Source organism: Teichococcus deserti, assembly GCF_001982615.1.
Classification (GTDB): Bacteria; Pseudomonadota; Alphaproteobacteria; order Acetobacterales; family Acetobacteraceae; genus Pseudoroseomonas; species Pseudoroseomonas deserti.
This window is the reverse complement of sequence record NZ_MLCO01000072.1, coordinates 1-15,290: the sequence shown is the minus strand read 5'-3', so window position 1 is coordinate 15,290 and position 15,290 is coordinate 1. Positions and strand designations below refer to the sequence as shown.

The window sequence follows — 15,290 nt, the reverse complement described above, 5'->3', positions numbered from 1 at the left end:
AATTGTGGGTGTTGTTGTCGGTGTTGAGTGACTCACAGACAGCCGAGAGCGCCACGCTGAGGGTCTGCGGCAGGGTAGGATGTGTAGAGACGTCAGCTTCGGAATGATTTTTGTTTCGGGCCGGCTGTGACGGATGGTGCGTCGGCGTCAGGGCGGGGTCCGGGGGGATAGTATCCCCCCGGACCCCGCCATGACGCAGAAGCACCATCCGGCAAAGCCGGCCAGAAACAAAAATCCTTCCGAAGCGGCAAACCGCGCCACTCAACTTCGGTAAGAACCTCTGACCCATTCGACCTAAGCTCTTCGCCAGAACTCGGAGAGCAGGCCGATGCGCCTCACCACCCGCTGGCTGCCCGCCTGCCTCTTCCTCAGCGCGCCGCTCTTCTTCGCCAGCAACATGGTCGCCGCCCGCTGGCTGTCCGGCTCGGTGCCTCCGGTCACCCTGGCTTTCGGCCGCTGGACCGTCGCAGCACTCCTGCTGCTGCCGGTCGTCTGGCCGCTGCTCCGCCAGGGCCGCCTGAAAACCGTCCCCGCTGGCCTGCTGCTGCTTCTGGTCCTCCTCGGCGGCGTCGTCAGCGTCGCCCCCCAATATGGCGCCGCCGCCTATACCTCCGCCGGCAACATCGCCCTGATCGCCGCGCTCACCCCCCTCCTGGTCGCCGTCATCGAGCGCCTGGTCTGGGGCGTCGCCCACCGCCCCGCCATGCTGGCGGGAATCGCGCTCTCCTTCGCCGGCATCCTCGTCGCCGCCTTCCGCGGCGACATGGCCGCGCTGCTGCGCTTCGAGTTCAACCCGGGCGACGCGCTGATGCTCTGCGCCATCCTCGCCTGGGCCGGCTACACCGCCCTGCTGCGCCACCGCCCTGTACCCCTGCCGCCGCTGCTGCTGCTCTGGGTCGTGGCTGCCGGCGGCGCGCTCTTCCTGGTCCCGGCGCTGCTGCTCGAATGGGGCCATCGCGGCGTGCCGCATCTGGGCGCCCAGGCCTTCTGGGGCATGCTCTTCCTCGGGCTCGTCGCCGGCATCGGCGCCTATGGCCTCTTCGCCCGCTGCGTGCAGAGTTTCGGCGCGGCCCGGGCCAGCATGACCATGTATCTGGTGCCGGCCTATGCCCTGGCCCTCGGCGCCACCCTGCTGGGCGAAAGCCTGCACGCCTACCACGCCGTCGCCATGGCGCTGGTCCTGGGCGGCGTTGCCCTCGGCACGCTGCGGCTGCCGACCCCTGGACATCGCCCCGCCGCGGCCTAACTGAACATTCGTTCATCTGCGGTGGAGGAGGTGCCCATGGCGATCCCGAACACCCGGCGCGGCCTGCTGCTGGCCGCCCCCGCGCTGCTCATGGCGGCGCCGGCCCGCGCCCATCACGGCTGGTCCTGGGCGGAGGCGGAGCAAATGGAGCTCCGCGGCACGGTCGAGGAGGTTTTCATCGGCCCGCCGCATCCGCGCCTTCGGCTGCGTGCCGGCGACGGCGTCTGGACGGTGGAGCTTGGCAACCCGAGCCAGACCCAGCGCGCCGGCTTCGTCGAGGGCTCGGTGGCGGCGGGGCAGGAGGTCACCATCCTCGGCAACCGCGCCCGCGACCGGGCCGAGCTGCGCATCAAGGCCGTCCGCCTGCAGCTCGGCGAGCGCCGCTTCGACTTCTACCCCGAGCGCATCCCCGGCTGATCCGTGCTGGCCCTGCTGGAGCACTCTGCCCCGGCGCTGCTGCTGCGGCAATCCGCCATCGCCTATCCGCTGGCCAATGCCGCCCACATCCTGTCGATCGCCTTGCTGATCGGGGCGATCGCAACGCTAGACCTTCGGCTGCTCGGCTTCTTCCGGGCGGCCCCCCTGGCGGTGCTGGCCCCGCCGCTGGTCCGCATCGCCGGCCTCGGCCTGGCTTTCGCCCTGGCGACCGGGGCGTTTCTTTTCATTGTCCGTCCCGGTGCCTACCTCGCGAACCCGGCTTTCCTGGCGAAGCTGGCCCTGGTCGCTTTGGGCATCGGGAACGCGGCCCTGCAGCACCGCCGTGCCGGCTGGCATGCGGCGCTGGACGGGGCGCGGCCGACCGTGTCGGTGAAGCTCGGCGCGGCAGCCTCGCTGGCGATCTGGGTCGCGGCGCTGCTGGCAGGCCGCTGGATCGGCTTCGTGGAATAGCGTGTGATCGCCGAAAGCTGGAACAGCCGGAGGCGTGAATCACCCGCTCATCATCGTGTCGATTGCGCATGGCCGCCTGCGCGCCGCGCGGTGTCGCCCTCGGGCCCGATGCTCTATAGCTCCGCCCCCGAACAGGAGCACGGAATGACGGTCGGCATCGAGATGGGCGAGACCACCAGCGGGCAGCCCGGTCTGCTCGACCTGGAGGAGCTGCTGGCCACCCGTCTCCTGGTGCAGGGCAATTCTGGCTCGGGCAAGTCGCATCTGCTGCGCCGCCTGCTCGAGCAGTCCGCCCCCTGGGTGCAGCAGGCGGTGATCGACCCCGAGGGCGATTTCGTGACGCTCGCCGACCGCTTCGGCCACCTGGTCATCGACGCCGCCGAGCACAACGAGGCTGCTCTCCAGCGCGCCGCCGACCGCGTCCGCACCCATCGCGTCTCGGTCGTCCTCAACCTCGAGGGGCTGGATGCCGACGGCCAGATGCGCCATGCGGCCGCCTTCCTGGGGGGGCTCTTCGACGCCGAGCGCGACTATTGGTCGCCCATGCTGGTGGTGGTCGACGAGGCGCAGCTCTTCGCCCCCGCCGCCGCCGGCGAGGTGTCGGACGAGGCCCGCCGCGCCTCGCTCGGCGCCATGGCCAATCTGATGTCGCGCGGCCGCAAGCGCGGGCTGGCCGGCATCATCGCGACCCAGCGCCTGGCCAAGCTGGCCAAGAACGTCGCCGCCGAGGCCTCCAACTTCCTGATGGGCCGCACCTTCCTCGACATCGACATGGCCCGCGCCGCCGACCTGCTGGGCATGGAGCGCCGCCAGGCAGAAATGTTCCGCGACCTGCCGCGCGGCAGCTTCGTGGCGCTCGGCCCGGCCTTGTCGCGCCGCCCGCTCGCCATCCGCATCGGCGAGGTCGAGACCGAATCCCGCGGCACCAATCCGGGCCTCGTGCCCCTGCCGCAGACCGCGCCGGAAGACGCCCGCGACTTGGTCATGGCCGCCGCGACCGCCCCCGAGCCCGTCCGCCTGCCGCCGCGCCGCCCGCCGCCCGCGCCGGCGCCCGACATCCTGGCCCAACTCGCCCAGGCTCGCCCCGCCATCGCCACCCCCGCGCCCGTCGCCGAGCCGACGCCGGAGGAGCGCGCCGCGCATAAGCGGCAGCTGGAACAAATCCTGCAGCAGGTGCTGTCGGAGCCGGAGGCGGCCTTCCGCAGCGTCAGCGTGCTCTACCAGGATTTCCTGGTGCGGCTGCGCATCCATGCCGTGCCGGGCAAGCCGCCGGAGATCCCGGCCTTCCGCCGCCTGCTGGCCGTGGCGCGCGCCGGCATCAGCGCCGAGGCGGCCGAGGGCGACGACTGGCAGGCCATCGAGGCCCGCGCCGCGACGCTGCCGGAGGATGTCCAGGGCGTCTATCTGCTGGTCGCCCGCGCCGCGCTGGAGCGGCTGCCCTGTCCTTCGGACGCGACCATCGCCCAGGCCTATGGCACGCGCTCAGTTGGGCGCGCCCGGCGCGTGCTGGCCTATATGGAGGAGCAGGGCGCCGTGGTGCTGCGCCCCGACGCCCGCGGCCTGCGGATCCTGGCCCTTGTCGGCCTGGCCTTCGAGACGGCGCCGGGCGACCCCGCCGCCGCCTGATCAGCGCGGCGGCGTCGCGCCCCGCGCCACGGCGGCGAATTCGGCCTGGCGGGCACCGAAAGAAGCCTTTTCGCCGACGCAGACCGTGCTGGTGCGGCCCTTCGGCGTCTCGATGATGACGAAGAAGGAGCGGATGTCGCGCGAGCGCGGCGGCAGGCGCGGATCGACCTTGAAGTCGGCGACCATGACGAAGCCGGTGAGGTCGCCCTGGTCGAAGCGCTCCGACGAGATGACCTCGTAGATCGTGCTGCTCAGCGTCTTCCGCGCGATCTCCTGCCAGGCGGGGGTGGCCAGCATCTGGTTGATCTGCGGCTGGCTGAGCTGGGCGTTCTGCGGCGCCGGGGTGAAGGCGACCTGGCAGCCGGTGTCGCGGTCCTCGGCGCGCTTCAGCTGGAAGCGCGCGGTCTGCGGCGCGGTCGGCGGCAGCACGCTGGCGATATAGCCCGCCGGCGGATTGACGGACAGGCCGCTCGCCATGTCGGACAGCGGCGCGGCCATGGCGGCGGCGGACAGCAGCGTGGCGGCCAGGAGGCCCGCGGCCAGCCGATGGGCAGTCTGCAACATGCCTTGCTCCCGAAGCTTTCTTTCCATCCGACCTCCTAGCAGCGGGGCAGGGCGCGCGCAGGGCAGCGCAGCGTCACGAATGCGCGGTCACCCCTGGTTGGGTAGTGCGAGGGCATCGCGCACGACCGAGCGGAACTCGCGCCGGTGCAGCTCGCGCAGCACCAGCAGCGAGGCGATGATCAGCGCCAGCGGGTGCAGGATCCAGGCCAGCGCCGCCAGGCCGAAGTAATAGGCGCGCAGGCCGGTGTTGAAGTGGCGCGCGGCGCGGTTGGCGACCTCGGCGGCGATGGCGGCGGCGGGCTCGCCGGCGGTGCCCTCGGGCAGGCCGCCGACGCAGATGCTGCAATAGTTGAACTGGCGCAGCGCCCAGGTCAGCTCGAAGAAGGCGCGCACGAAGATCAGGATCAGCAGGAAGATCCGCATCTCCCAGGCGACGCTGTCCTGCGGCACCTCGGCGAAGGGCACCGCGCCGAAGATGCGGCTGCCGAGCTCGGGCGAGCCCAGCATGGCCACCAGCGCGCCCAGGATGAAGATGCTGGTATTGGCCAGGAAGGAGGTCGAGGTCATCAGGTTGCCGATGATGCTGATATCGGCGATCCGGTTCTCCCGATGGGGCACGGCGGCCATCCAGCGCCGGCGGTGCTGGTCCATGGCGGCGATGACGCTGCGGTCGCGGATGGCGGGAACGCGGTCGACCACCGCGGCATAGCCGATCCAGCAGGCGATGAAGACGGCCAGGGCCAGCCAGTCGAGCGGGGAGAGGGGCAGCAGCATGCGCCGCACCATAGCCTCGGGCGGCAGGGTCAGCGAGAAGCCCGGCGCCACCTGACGAAAAAGAAAAGGGGCCCGTGAGGGCCCCTTTCCGAACCGCCGGAGATCGGCAGAAGATTAAGACATCTTCTTCTTCAGGTTCTCGTCCAGCTTGGCGAGGAAGTTCTGGGTGTTCAGCCAGGGCTGGTCCTTGCCGATCAGCACGGCCAGGTCCTTGGTCATGAAGCCGCTCTCCACCGTCTCGATGCAGACCTGCTCGAGCGCATTGGCGAAGTCGACCACGTCCTGGGTGCCGTCGAACTTGCCGCGATAGGCGAGGCCGCGGGTCCAGGCGAAGATCGAGGCGATCGGGTTGGTCGAGGTCTCGCGGCCCTTCTGGTGCTCGCGGTAGTGGCGCGTCACCGTGCCGTGGGCCGCCTCGGACTCGACCGTGTTGCCGTCCGGGGACAGCAGGACCGAGGTCATCAGGCCGAGCGAGCCGAAGCCCTGCGCCACGATGTCCGACTGCACGTCGCCGTCGTAGTTCTTGCAGGCCCAGATATAGCCACCTTCCCACTTCAGGGCCGAGGCGACCATGTCGTCGATCAGGCGGTCCTCGTAGACCAGGCCGCGCTTGTCGAACTCGGCCTTGAACTCGGCGTCGAAGATCGCGCGGAAGATGTCCTTGAAGTTGCCGTCATAGGCCTTCAGGATCGTGTTCTTGTGGCTGAAGTACACCGAGTAGTTGCGCGCCAGGCCGTAGTTGAACGAGGCGCGGGCAAAGCCCTCGATCGACTGGTTCAGGTTGTGCTGCATCATGGCCGCGCCGGCGCCCTTGAAATCGAACTGGCCGATTTCCTGGGTGGTGCCGTCCGCGGCGGTGTAGGTCATCTTGACGGTGCCGGCGCCCGGCACCTTCATCTCGACGGCGCGGTAGATGTCGCCATAGGCATGGCGGCCGACGACGATCGGCTTCGACCAGTGCGGCACCAGGCGCGGCACGTTCGAGCAGATGATCGGCTCGCGGAAGATGGTGCCGTCGAGGATGTTGCGGATCGTGCCGTTCGGCGACTTCCACATCTTCTTCAGGTTGAATTCCTTCACCCGCGCCTCGTCCGGGGTGATGGTGGCGCACTTCACGCCCACGCCATACTGCTTGATGGCGTTCGCCGCGTCGACGGTGACCTGGTCGTCGGTCTGGTCGCGGTACTCGACGCCGAGGTCATAGTACTTCAGGTCGACGTCCAGATAGGGATTGATCAGCTTGTCCTTGATGAACCCCCAGATGATGCGGGTCATCTCATCGCCGTCGAGCTCGACGACGGGGGTCTTCACTTTGATCTTGGCCATGCCGGTCCTCGTCTGGACAGTTTTTGCTGATCGCCGGCCTGTCCGCCAAGGCGCCCGCCCGTAGGACGCGAGGCCCCTGGGCGATCGGCTCGGCGCAGGCTGGCGGCGCGACGGGGCGGACAATCGCATCCGGCGCCAGAGGCGGCAAGGGGATGCGCGCCGCGAGCGGGCCGCGGAGGCCGGGGCGAACGAGGCCCGGGTCGCCAGACTTCGCGACGCCCGGAAAAACTTTCGAGATGCCGCGCAAAGCGGGGCGATCCGGCCTGGGCTAGGCTGCGCGGCACCGGCGGGCCTGACCGCCGGCCTCGCTCCCCCGCGGGTCCGGCACCCCCCAACCGGGCTTCATGCCCGGCAGCGCCCGCCGACCGACTGGCCGGTCCCCCCGGCCAGTCCTTTTTCATGCTGCCCCGCCCGCGATGGGACGGGGCGGCGGTCATGCCGGCGGCCTACCAGCGCCGCCCATGGCCGTGGCCGCCGTAATAGCCCCGCCCGCCGCCGTAGCCGCGGCCGCCATAGCCGTAGTCGCGGCGGTGCTGGCGGCGGTAGTGCCGGTCATTGTCCTGCGAGGCGGCGACGGCCAGGCCAGTGACCAGGGCCGCGCCGGCGCCAAGCGCCACGGTGCTGCCCCAGTCGGTCGAGCCGTCGGGATTCTGGCAGCCACCGAGGACCAGGGCTGCGGCAAGGGCGAGGGCGGGAAGAACGGGTCGCATCGGGGGGCATCTCCTTCCTATGCGACGGAGTCTGTCCTTCCGGTAAGGCATTACAATGGCGCAATGGGGCGAGGCTGCCCCGTTTCGCCTTCAACTAAGGCAGAGCACCGCTCCCCGCGGCGCCGTCAGCGCTGGCCCATTCTGGCCTTACCCCCGGGGGCCGGAGAAGGCGTTGAAGGTCTGCAGCGTGTAGGTGTCCTTGACCCCGGCGACGGTCTGCACCCGCTCGACGACGAAAAGGCCGATATCCTGGTCGGGCTCCAGGTAGAACTTGCCGAGCAGGTCGTACTGGCCCGAGGTGGAATGCATCTCCGACAGCTCGGGGATGGTGTCGGCCATCTCGCGGGCGACGGCATAGGCCGTGCCCATCTCGCATTTGACCATGACGAAGATGGCGCGCATGTGATTCTGCTCCTGGCTGTCGGGGCGTTTCTGCGCCAGCGCCGACCGGGGCGGCAAGGGGCAAAGCCGCCGCATCAATTCCCTGGCCCGCCCCTGTAGCCCTGCCTCGCCGCCTCGGCTAGCTTGCCCGCCGGTTGTCCGACGACTTGGCCGAGGGAAACGTAGAGAATGGATGGCATGAGCACCGCGACCCGCACCGGCGGGCAGCTCCTGGCGGATGCGCTGGTGGCCCAGGGCGTCACGCACGCCTTCTGCGTGCCGGGCGAATCCTATCTGGACCTGCTCGACGGCCTCTATGCCAATGCCGACAAGATCAGCCTGACCACCTGCCGCTTCGAGGCGGGCGCGGTGAACATGGCCGAGGCCCATGGCAAGCTGACCGGCCGCCCGGGCGTCGCCCTGGTCACCCGCGGCCCCGGCGCCTGCCATGCCGCGATCGGCGTGCATGTGGCGATGCAGGACAGCACGCCGATGGTGCTGATCGTCGGCCAGATCCCCTTCGCCGAGACCGACCGCGAGACCTTCCAGGAGGTCGACTACCGCCGGATGTTCGGCTCGGTCGCCAAGTGGGTGACGCAGATCGACGACGCCGCCCGCATTCCGGAGCTGATGGCGCATGCCTTCGACGTCGCGACCTCCGGCCGTCCGGGCCCGGTGGTGATCGCCATCTCGGAGGAGATGCAGAAGGTCCGCGTCGCCGTCCCCGATATCGGCCCGGCCAAGGTGTCGGCCGCCTATCCCTCGCCGGCGGCATTGGAAGAAATGGTCGCGCTGCTGGATGCGGCCGAGCGTCCGCTGGTGGTCCTCGGCGGCTCGCGCTGGACCGCGGAGACCCGCCGCATCGTGCGGGAGTTCTGCGTGGCGCGCGACCTGCCGGTCTCGGTCGCCTTCCGCCGCCAGAGCCTGTTCGACTGCACCCTGCCGAATTATGCCGGCGACCTCGGCGTCGGTGCCGATGCCGGGCTGATCGCCAAGGCGAAGCAGGCCGACCTGATCCTGGCCATCGGCACCCGCATCGGCGAGCCGGTCAGCCAGGGCTACACCCTGTTCGACATGGCCGGACAGGGTGGGCAGAAGATCGTCCATATCCATCCCGACCAGGCCGAGATCGGCCGCGTCTATCGCCCGGCGCTGGGCATCACCGCCGAGATCAACGCCTTCGCTGAGGCCCTGGCCAAGGTCGCCGCCCCGGCGTCCAAGCCGCGCTGGTCGGCCTGGACGAAGGAGGTCCACGCCGCCCGCGCCAAGCAGGCCGAGGCCCCCGACTATGCCGGCCCGCTGAACCTGGCGCGGGAACTGCAGGCATTGGAAAAAATCCTGCCGACCGACGCGATCTTCACCTGCGACGCCGGCAATTTCGCCACCTGGCCGAACCGCTTCATGCACCTGACCGAGCAGCAGGAGTTCCTGGGCCCGACCAATGGCGCCATGGGCTATGCGGTGCCCTCGGCCATCGGCGCCAAGATCAGCTTCCCCGAGCGGATGGTGATTGCGCTGGTCGGCGATGGCGGCTTCCTGATGACGGGGCAGGAGATCGCGACCGCCTTCCAGGCCGGGGTCGCGCCGATCGTGCTGGTCTTCAACAACGGCATGTACGGCACCATCCGCATGTATCAGGAGCGCGCCTATCCGGGCCGCGTCTCCGGCACCCAGCTGACCAACCCGGACTTCGCCAAGTTCGTCGAGAGCTTCGGCGGCCATGGCGAGACCGTCGAGAAGGATGGCGAGCTGATCCCCGCCTTCCAGCGCGCGGCGGCCAGCGGCAAGCCGGCAGTGATCGAGATCCGCACCAATCCGGAGCAGATCACCAACCGCGCCACCATCGCCGATCTGCGCGCCCTGGGCGCCGGGCCGAAGCACTAACTTCGTTGCGCGACCACCGGCGCGGGGCGGGGGAGCGATCCTCCGCCCCGCTGCCCGGACCGGCGAGCCGGCACCGGCCCGCGCGGCGCCGCGACATGCGCCACGCCCTGGCCGGTGCCAAGGGCTGGCTGGAGAGGACAGGCTGGCCGGCGGCGGCGGCGGCGACCGGCTGGCGAGCATTGGCCTGGTCGGCCTGCGCGGCGGCAGCCTCGGCGCCGGCCGCATGACCGGGGATCTTCCGGCCGCCGCCTAGGGCTTGCCGTCGCGGGTCCAGTAGACCTCGCCGCCGATGACCACGCTGCGTGGCACCGCGGCCTGGTCGCTGGCGAAGCGGGCGAAGAGCCGGCGCTCGACCCGGCCGTCGGCGGCGGTCAGCACCAGCACGTCGCCCTCGACCCGGTAGCGCAGCTGCGCCTGGCGCCGCGGCCCGATCGCCGCGACATGCCCCGACATCGCCCCGCCCGAAGCCGCGAAGCCGGGCCCGGCGACATCCGCGCCGCCGCCCGGCGTCACCGCGGCGACCAGGCTGGAGCGGCTGGCCTCCACCGTGCCGTCGGCGCGGAAGCTGTAGCTGCGGTCGCGCCGCACGCCGCCCTGGCCGACATGCAGGAAGTACCAGTGGTGGTCGAGCACGGTCTCCGCCGGCCAGGGCGCCAGCGCCTGCCCGTTGCGCAGCACCCGGCTGCCGCCCTTGGCATCGGTCAGGGTGATGACGCCACGGGCCTCGGCCCAGCGCAGCCAGCGATCGGGCTCGCGCCGGCGCGACAGTGCCAGGTTCAGGTCCTGATAGGGAAAGCCCCAGCCGTGGCGATAGGCGCTGCCGTCGCGCAGCAGGACATGGATGTCCTCGTCGCGCTGGGTGTAGCCGTTGCCCATGCCGTCCATCATCGTGCGGAAGTCGCTGGTATAGACCAGCTTCGCCACCTGCGCCGGGTCGATGCCCTGGCCCGGCGCGCCCTGGGCCTCGGCGGCGGTGAGGGGGCGCGGCTCCAGGCCGCCGGCCTCGGCCAGGCCGGCCGCCGGCTGCGGCATCTGGCCGGCGGGCAGCAGGCGGCATTGCCTCAGGAAGACGGTGCCGCTGCCGCGCCGGCTCAGCACGATGGAATCCGCGCGCCCGGCGACGGCGGCCGGCTGGCCTTCCAGCGCCTCCAGCCCCTGCTTGTCGGTGTCATTGGCAAAACTGCGGCAGCGCAGGGCCAGCACCGACTGCGCGTCGCCGCGCCATTCGCGCAGCCGGTCATGGCCGGTGGCGGTGCCGGCGATGACCACGCTGCCGAGGGCGGCGATGGCGCGGTCCATTGCCTGTTCCTGCGCGCGGGTGGCGCGGGCCTCGCCGCCAGCGACCGCGTCGCGGGCGCGCGTCGCCAGCGTCCAGAGCTGCGGCAGGGTGTAGCGCTGCAGCTCTGCGACGGGGGCGGGGGCCGGGGTCGCAGGCGTGCTCGGCGCGCCGCCTTCGGCCAGCTGCCGGATGGCGGTGGCCTGCGGCAGCACCTGCAGCGCCGGCACGGCGAAGAGCGCGGCAACGTCGTCGCAGACCTTCGGCTGCTGCGCCGGGACGCCGGCGGATTGCTCGCGCGCCTGGCGCTCGATGCTGCGGCGGGTCTCGGCCAGGGACGGCGTCCGCTCGGCCAGGGTGGCGAAGCTGCGCTCGAAGTTGACGATGTCGTTCTGCAGCCGCCAGGCGCCGAGCGCCGCGGCGCGGCGGGGGGCGTTGCCGGGGTCGCGGGCGTCGCAGGCCTGGACGATGGTCTCGGCGACGGTGATGGCGGCGGTGACCTTGGCGATGTCCAGCACCGGCCCCTGCGGCGCCGCCTGGGCCAGGGCGCCGCCGCTGCCCGCCAGGCCCATCATCATCGCCACGATCCCCAGACGCCGCATGCGCCACCCTCCCGCCGGTTGCCGCGCCGTCATGGCATCGGCGGGCGCGGCGCGGGGATCACCCTTCGGCGGGGTGGCGCAGAGGTGATGGCCGTGGTCAGTCGCCGATCGCGACCCCCTCGCGCCGTGGATCGGCACCGCCCAGCAGCCCCTGCGGCGTCACGCGGATGACCTGCAGGCCGGAGGGCATCGGCTTCACCTCCGCCTTGTGGCCGCGCGCCTGCAGCTCGCCGGCCAGCGTCTCGGCCTCAAGCTCCGCGGCGCCGCCCAGGGTGCCGACGCGGCTGAGCGAGACGGCGGCCTGCGGGTCCAGCCCCCAGTCCAGCAGCCCGGCCAGCGTCTGTGCCACGAAGCCGATGATGCGCGCCCCGCCCGGCGACCCCACTGCCGCCACCAGCTTTCCGTCTGAATCGAAGACCAGGCTGGGCGCCATGGAGGAGCGCGGGCGCTTGCCGCCCTCGACCCGGTTGGCCACCGGGCGTCCGTCGATGTCGGGCCTGAAGGAAAAATCGGTCAGCTGGTTGTTCAGCATGAAGCCGCCGACCATCAGCCGGGATCCGAAGGCGTCCTCCACCGTGGTGGTCATGCTGATGGCATTGCCGGCGGCGTCGATGATGGAAAGGTGGCTGGTGCCGTGCTCCGGCTGTTCGGGCTGCGGCGCCAGCCCAGCCTGGCGCCAGCGCGGATTGCCGGGGCGGGGGGCCGGGTTGGCGCGGTCGCGGTCCAACAGCTGGGCGCGCAGGTTCAGGTAGGAATCCTCGATCAGCCCGGCGACCGGCACGGGCGTCACGTCGGCATCGGCGAGGTAGAGATTGCGGTCGGCGAAGGCCAGGCGCCCGGCCTCGACCAGCAGATGCGCGGCATCGGGGCTGTCCGGCGCCAGGCGCGCGAGAGAAAAATGCTCCAGCACGCCGAGGATCTGGGCGATGGCGACGCCGCCCGAGGACGGCGGCGGGAAGCCGCAGACCCGCCAGACCCGGTAGGGGGCGCAGACCGCCGCGCGGCGCTTCGCCCGATAGCCGGCGAGGTCGGCCTCGGTCATGCCGTTGCCCACCCCGCCATGGCGGGCGACGCCGGCGACGATGGCGGCGGCCAGCGGGCCCTGCTGCAGGGCGCGGGCGCCCTGCTCGGCGACCAGGCGCAGGGTCGCCGCGAGCGCCGGGTTGCGCAGCCGGTGCCCGGCCGGCCGTGGGCTTCCGTCGGGGGCCAGGAAATAGGCGGCGGCCGTCGCATCCTGCCGCAGCCGCCCGGCCTCGGAGGCGATCAGGCCCGCCAGGCGCGGTGAGACGGAAAAACCGTCATCGGCCAGGCGGATGGCGTCCGCGAAAAGATCGGCCCAGGGCAGCCTGCCTTCGGCCTTGTGCGCGGCCTCCAGCATCGACAGCACGCCGGGCACGCCGATGCTGCGGCCGGAGACCACGGCCTCGTAGAAGGGCAGCGGCGTGCCGTCGGGGCGGAGGAACAGCGCCGGGGTCGCGGCCGCCGGCGCCGTCTCCCGCCCGTCCCAGGCGTCGAGGCGCTGCGCCTCGCGGTTCCAGTGCAGCATCACCGCGCCGCCGCCGATGCCGGAGCTCTGCGGCTCGACCAGGGTCAGCACCGCCTGGGCGGCGATGGCGGCGTCGATGGCGCTGCCGCCGCGGCGGAGCATGGCCAGGCCCGCCTCGGCGGCGAGCGGATGGGCGGCGGCGACCATCTGCCGCTCGGCCCGCGCCGGGGCGCGGATCGAGGCCAGGGCGCCGGGGGTGGAGACCACGTCCTGCGCCAAAGCGGGGCCGGCCAGCAGCAGGAAGACACAAGACAGCAGGCGGCGGCGCATGGCAGGACTCCCGGGCAAGGCGGCAAGGCTTGCATCCCGCCGCCGCGCCGTCACCTGTCCAAGGCGAGAGGATGGCATCATGGCCGCGAACGACACCCCGCCGGGGATCCGCAAGAAGCTGGTCGAGACCAAGCAGGCCTGGGCGCGGGAAGGCCGGCTGCTGACCGGCCAGGCCGCGCCGCCGGAGCAGCGGCTGCCGCCCGGGCAGCGGCTGGTGACGGATTTTCCGGTCCTCGACCTCGGCATCCAGCCGGCGGTGAGCCGGGAGACCTTCCGGCTGAAGCTGGACGGGCTGGTGGAGAACCCGGTCACCCTCGACTGGGCCTGGCTGCAGGAGCTGCCGCAGGAAGACCGGCTGAACGACATCCACTGCGTCACGCAATGGTCACGCTACGACAACCACTGGCGGGGCGTGCCGGTGGCGGCGATCCTGGACCTCGCGCGCCTCAAGCCCGGCGCGCGCTTCGTCAGCTTCGAGGCGCATGACGGCTACACCACCAACCTGACGCTGGAGGATTTCGCCCGCCCCGAGAACCTGCTGGCGCATTCCTGGGAGGGCGCGCCGCTGACCCGGCAGCATGGCGGCCCCTTGCGCGTGCTGGTGCCGCATCTCTACCTGTGGAAGAGCACAAAATGGGTGCGGCGCATCAGCTTCCTGGCGAAAAACGCGCCGGGCTTCTGGGAAGAGCGCGGCTACCACGACCGGGGCGATCCCTGGATGGAGGAACGTTATGGCTGAGCTCTCCCGCCGCCACCTGCTCCTGGCGGCTCCCCTGCTCGCCGCCGCCGGTCCCGCCGACGCCGAGGGGCATGGCTTCCGCTTCGAGAGCATCGAGGGCGGCGAGATCGACCTGGGCGCCTGGCGCGGCAAGCCGGTGCTGGTGATCAACACCGCCAGCTTCTGCGGCTTCGCCCGGCAATTCGCCGGCCTCCAGGCGCTGCACGAGCGCTATGGCCCGCGCGGCCTGCTGGTGCTGGGCGTGCCGTCGAACGACTTCAACCAGGAAGCCGCCGACCGCAACGCCATCAAGGATTTCTGCGAGAACACCTTTGGCGTGGCCTTCCCGATGGCGGCGCCCTGCCATGTGAAGGGCGCGGCGGCGCATCCCTTCTTCGCCTGGGCCGCCGCGCAGAGCACCGCGCCGCGCTGGAATTTCTTCAAGTACCTGGTCGCCCGGGATGGCCGGCTGCTGCAGGCCTTCCCGAGCAATGTCGAGCCGGAAGCCGCCGCGCTGACCCAGGCTCTGGAGAGGGCGCTGGACGGGGCTCCGGACGGCGCCCCGGCGGGCTGACCGGTCAGCCGGCCAGCGCGACCCGCCCGCCGAGGCGGCAGCCGGGGCGGTCGGGATCGGGGCGGACCAGGATCTCGCTCGGGCGGCCCATCGCCTCGCCCTGGCGCACGGTCAGGCCGGCCTGCGGGGCGCCCAGGCCGTAGAACAGGGCGGCGGCGGCGATCCCCGTCGCGGCATCCTCGGGATAGCCGGAACTGCGCGGGAACTGGCGGGCATGGACCGTGCCCGCCACCCCCGCCGCCCAGGGGTAGAGGCCGGTGGAGCCGATCGCCTCGCAGGCGGCGCGCACCCGGGCCGGGTCGGGCAGCAGCGCCTGCAGGGCGGCGAGGCGGCGCAGCGGCACCAGGGTCTTCACCCGGCTGGTGGCGGCGTTCAGCACCTCGGCGCCGGGCGCCAGGTCGCCCGGGGCCAGGCCCAGGGCGTCGAGCACGCGGTGCGTCTCGGCCACCGGCGCGACCTGGCCGGGCGGCTGGGTGACCTCGGCGGCGCCGTCGGGCGCGAAGATCGCCCGCACCGGGCCGGACAGTGTCTCGATGCGGAGCTCCGGCCCGCTCGCCAGGCCGCGGGCGCGCAGCAGCCAGGCGGCGCCCAGGGTGGCGTGGCCGCACATCTCCATCTCATGCGCGGGCACGAAGAAGCGGAAGCGGACATCGGCGGTGGCGGGGTCCTGCGGCGGCAGGACGAAGCCGCTCTCATGGCCATGGGCAGCGGCCAGGGCCTGCATGGCCCCGGCGTCCATGCCGCGGGCGTCGAGCACCACCGGGCAGGGATTGCCGCCGCCCGGTCCGGCGGGGAAGACAGTGAGAAGGGTGACGGCGGGCGAGGCTGGCTGCATGGGGAGCCAGCATGCCCCGGCTGCGCGGCGCGCGCGCGCCTGATCGGGCCTCAATCCGCGCCGGATCGGG

15 protein-coding genes are annotated in these 15,290 nt (G+C 71.8%); 7 read left to right on the top strand and 8 right to left on the bottom strand.

All coding sequences use genetic code 11. The features are described from left to right. Positions 1–328 precede the first annotated feature (328 nt). From BKE38_RS09270 to BKE38_RS09255, 4 genes are all read left to right on the top strand, one after another. Positions 329–1,246: a DMT family transporter gene (locus tag BKE38_RS09270; protein ID WP_076957038.1), complete on the top strand. Its 918-nt coding sequence runs from the start codon at positions 329–331 to the stop codon at positions 1,244–1,246. Positions 1,247–1,282: 36 nt separating this feature from the next. Beyond that, positions 1,283–1,663 carry a DUF6152 family protein gene (locus BKE38_RS09265; protein ID WP_076957037.1) on the top strand — a complete coding sequence of 127 codons (381 nt, stop codon included), beginning with the start codon at positions 1,283–1,285 and terminating at the stop codon, positions 1,661–1,663. Positions 1,664–1,666: 3 nt separating this feature from the next. Then, positions 1,667–2,134, top strand: coding sequence for a DUF6644 family protein (locus tag BKE38_RS09260; protein ID WP_076957036.1), 468 nt, complete (start codon positions 1,667–1,669; stop codon positions 2,132–2,134). A 144-nt stretch (positions 2,135–2,278) separates the two neighbouring features. Beyond that, positions 2,279–3,760: a helicase HerA domain-containing protein gene (locus tag BKE38_RS09255; RefSeq protein ID WP_076957035.1), complete on the top strand. Its 1,482-nt coding sequence runs from the start codon at positions 2,279–2,281 to the stop codon at positions 3,758–3,760. Here the strand turns inward: BKE38_RS09255 and BKE38_RS09250 are convergent, their stop codons facing one another. The 5 genes from BKE38_RS09250 to BKE38_RS09230 form a co-directional block, all read right to left on the bottom strand. Beyond that, positions 3,761–4,324, bottom strand: a complete 564-nt coding sequence (locus BKE38_RS09250) for a hypothetical protein (RefSeq protein WP_076957034.1) — start codon at positions 4,322–4,324, stop codon at positions 3,761–3,763. Positions 4,325–4,411: 87 nt separating this feature from the next. Further along, entirely contained in the window at positions 4,412–5,098 is a 687-nt protein-coding gene (locus BKE38_RS09245; RefSeq protein ID WP_076957040.1) for a DUF599 domain-containing protein, read from the bottom strand. Positions 5,099–5,212: 114 nt separating this feature from the next. Then, complete coding sequence (locus tag BKE38_RS09240) at positions 5,213–6,424, bottom strand: NADP-dependent isocitrate dehydrogenase (protein ID WP_076957033.1); 1,212 nt, start codon at positions 6,422–6,424, stop codon at positions 5,213–5,215. Between the two features lie 446 nt (positions 6,425–6,870). Continuing rightward, positions 6,871–7,134 (bottom strand): hypothetical protein, encoded by a 264-nt coding sequence (locus BKE38_RS09235; protein WP_076957032.1) that lies wholly within the window; start codon positions 7,132–7,134, stop codon positions 6,871–6,873. Positions 7,135–7,281: 147 nt separating this feature from the next. After that, complete coding sequence (locus BKE38_RS09230) at positions 7,282–7,536, bottom strand: Lrp/AsnC ligand binding domain-containing protein (RefSeq protein WP_076957031.1); 255 nt, start codon at positions 7,534–7,536, stop codon at positions 7,282–7,284. A 177-nt stretch (positions 7,537–7,713) separates the two neighbouring features. Here BKE38_RS09230 and BKE38_RS09225 point away from each other — a divergent pair, with 177 nt between their 5' ends. Further along, positions 7,714–9,399, top strand: a complete 1,686-nt coding sequence (locus BKE38_RS09225) for a thiamine pyrophosphate-dependent enzyme (protein WP_076957039.1) — start codon at positions 7,714–7,716, stop codon at positions 9,397–9,399. Between the two features lie 249 nt (positions 9,400–9,648). On the opposite strand, the gene BKE38_RS09220 is transcribed toward BKE38_RS09225, so the two are convergent. After that, positions 9,649–11,277 (bottom strand): hypothetical protein, encoded by a 1,629-nt coding sequence (locus BKE38_RS09220; RefSeq protein ID WP_076957030.1) that lies wholly within the window; start codon positions 11,275–11,277, stop codon positions 9,649–9,651. A gap of 97 nt (positions 11,278–11,374) precedes the next feature. After that, positions 11,375–13,093 (bottom strand): gamma-glutamyltransferase, encoded by a 1,719-nt coding sequence (gene ggt, locus BKE38_RS09215; RefSeq protein ID WP_076957029.1) that lies wholly within the window; start codon positions 13,091–13,093, stop codon positions 11,375–11,377. 79 nt (positions 13,094–13,172) lie between these two features. Between ggt and BKE38_RS09210 the strand changes: the two genes are divergently transcribed. After that, on the top strand, positions 13,173–13,832 hold the full coding sequence (locus BKE38_RS09210) for a sulfite oxidase-like oxidoreductase (RefSeq protein ID WP_076957028.1): 660 nt from the start codon (positions 13,173–13,175) through the stop codon (positions 13,830–13,832). After that, positions 13,825–14,385, top strand: a complete 561-nt coding sequence (locus BKE38_RS09205) for a glutathione peroxidase (protein ID WP_076957027.1) — start codon at positions 13,825–13,827, stop codon at positions 14,383–14,385. The genes BKE38_RS09210 and BKE38_RS09205 overlap by 8 nt, the downstream gene beginning before the upstream one ends. A 4-nt stretch (positions 14,386–14,389) precedes the next feature. On the opposite strand, the gene BKE38_RS09200 is transcribed toward BKE38_RS09205, so the two are convergent. Next, the gene (locus BKE38_RS09200) at positions 14,390–15,220 is read right to left on the bottom strand and encodes a PhzF family phenazine biosynthesis protein (protein WP_076957026.1); all 831 of its coding nucleotides are present in this window, start codon (positions 15,218–15,220) and stop codon (positions 14,390–14,392) included. Between the last annotated feature and the right edge of the window lie 70 nt (positions 15,221–15,290).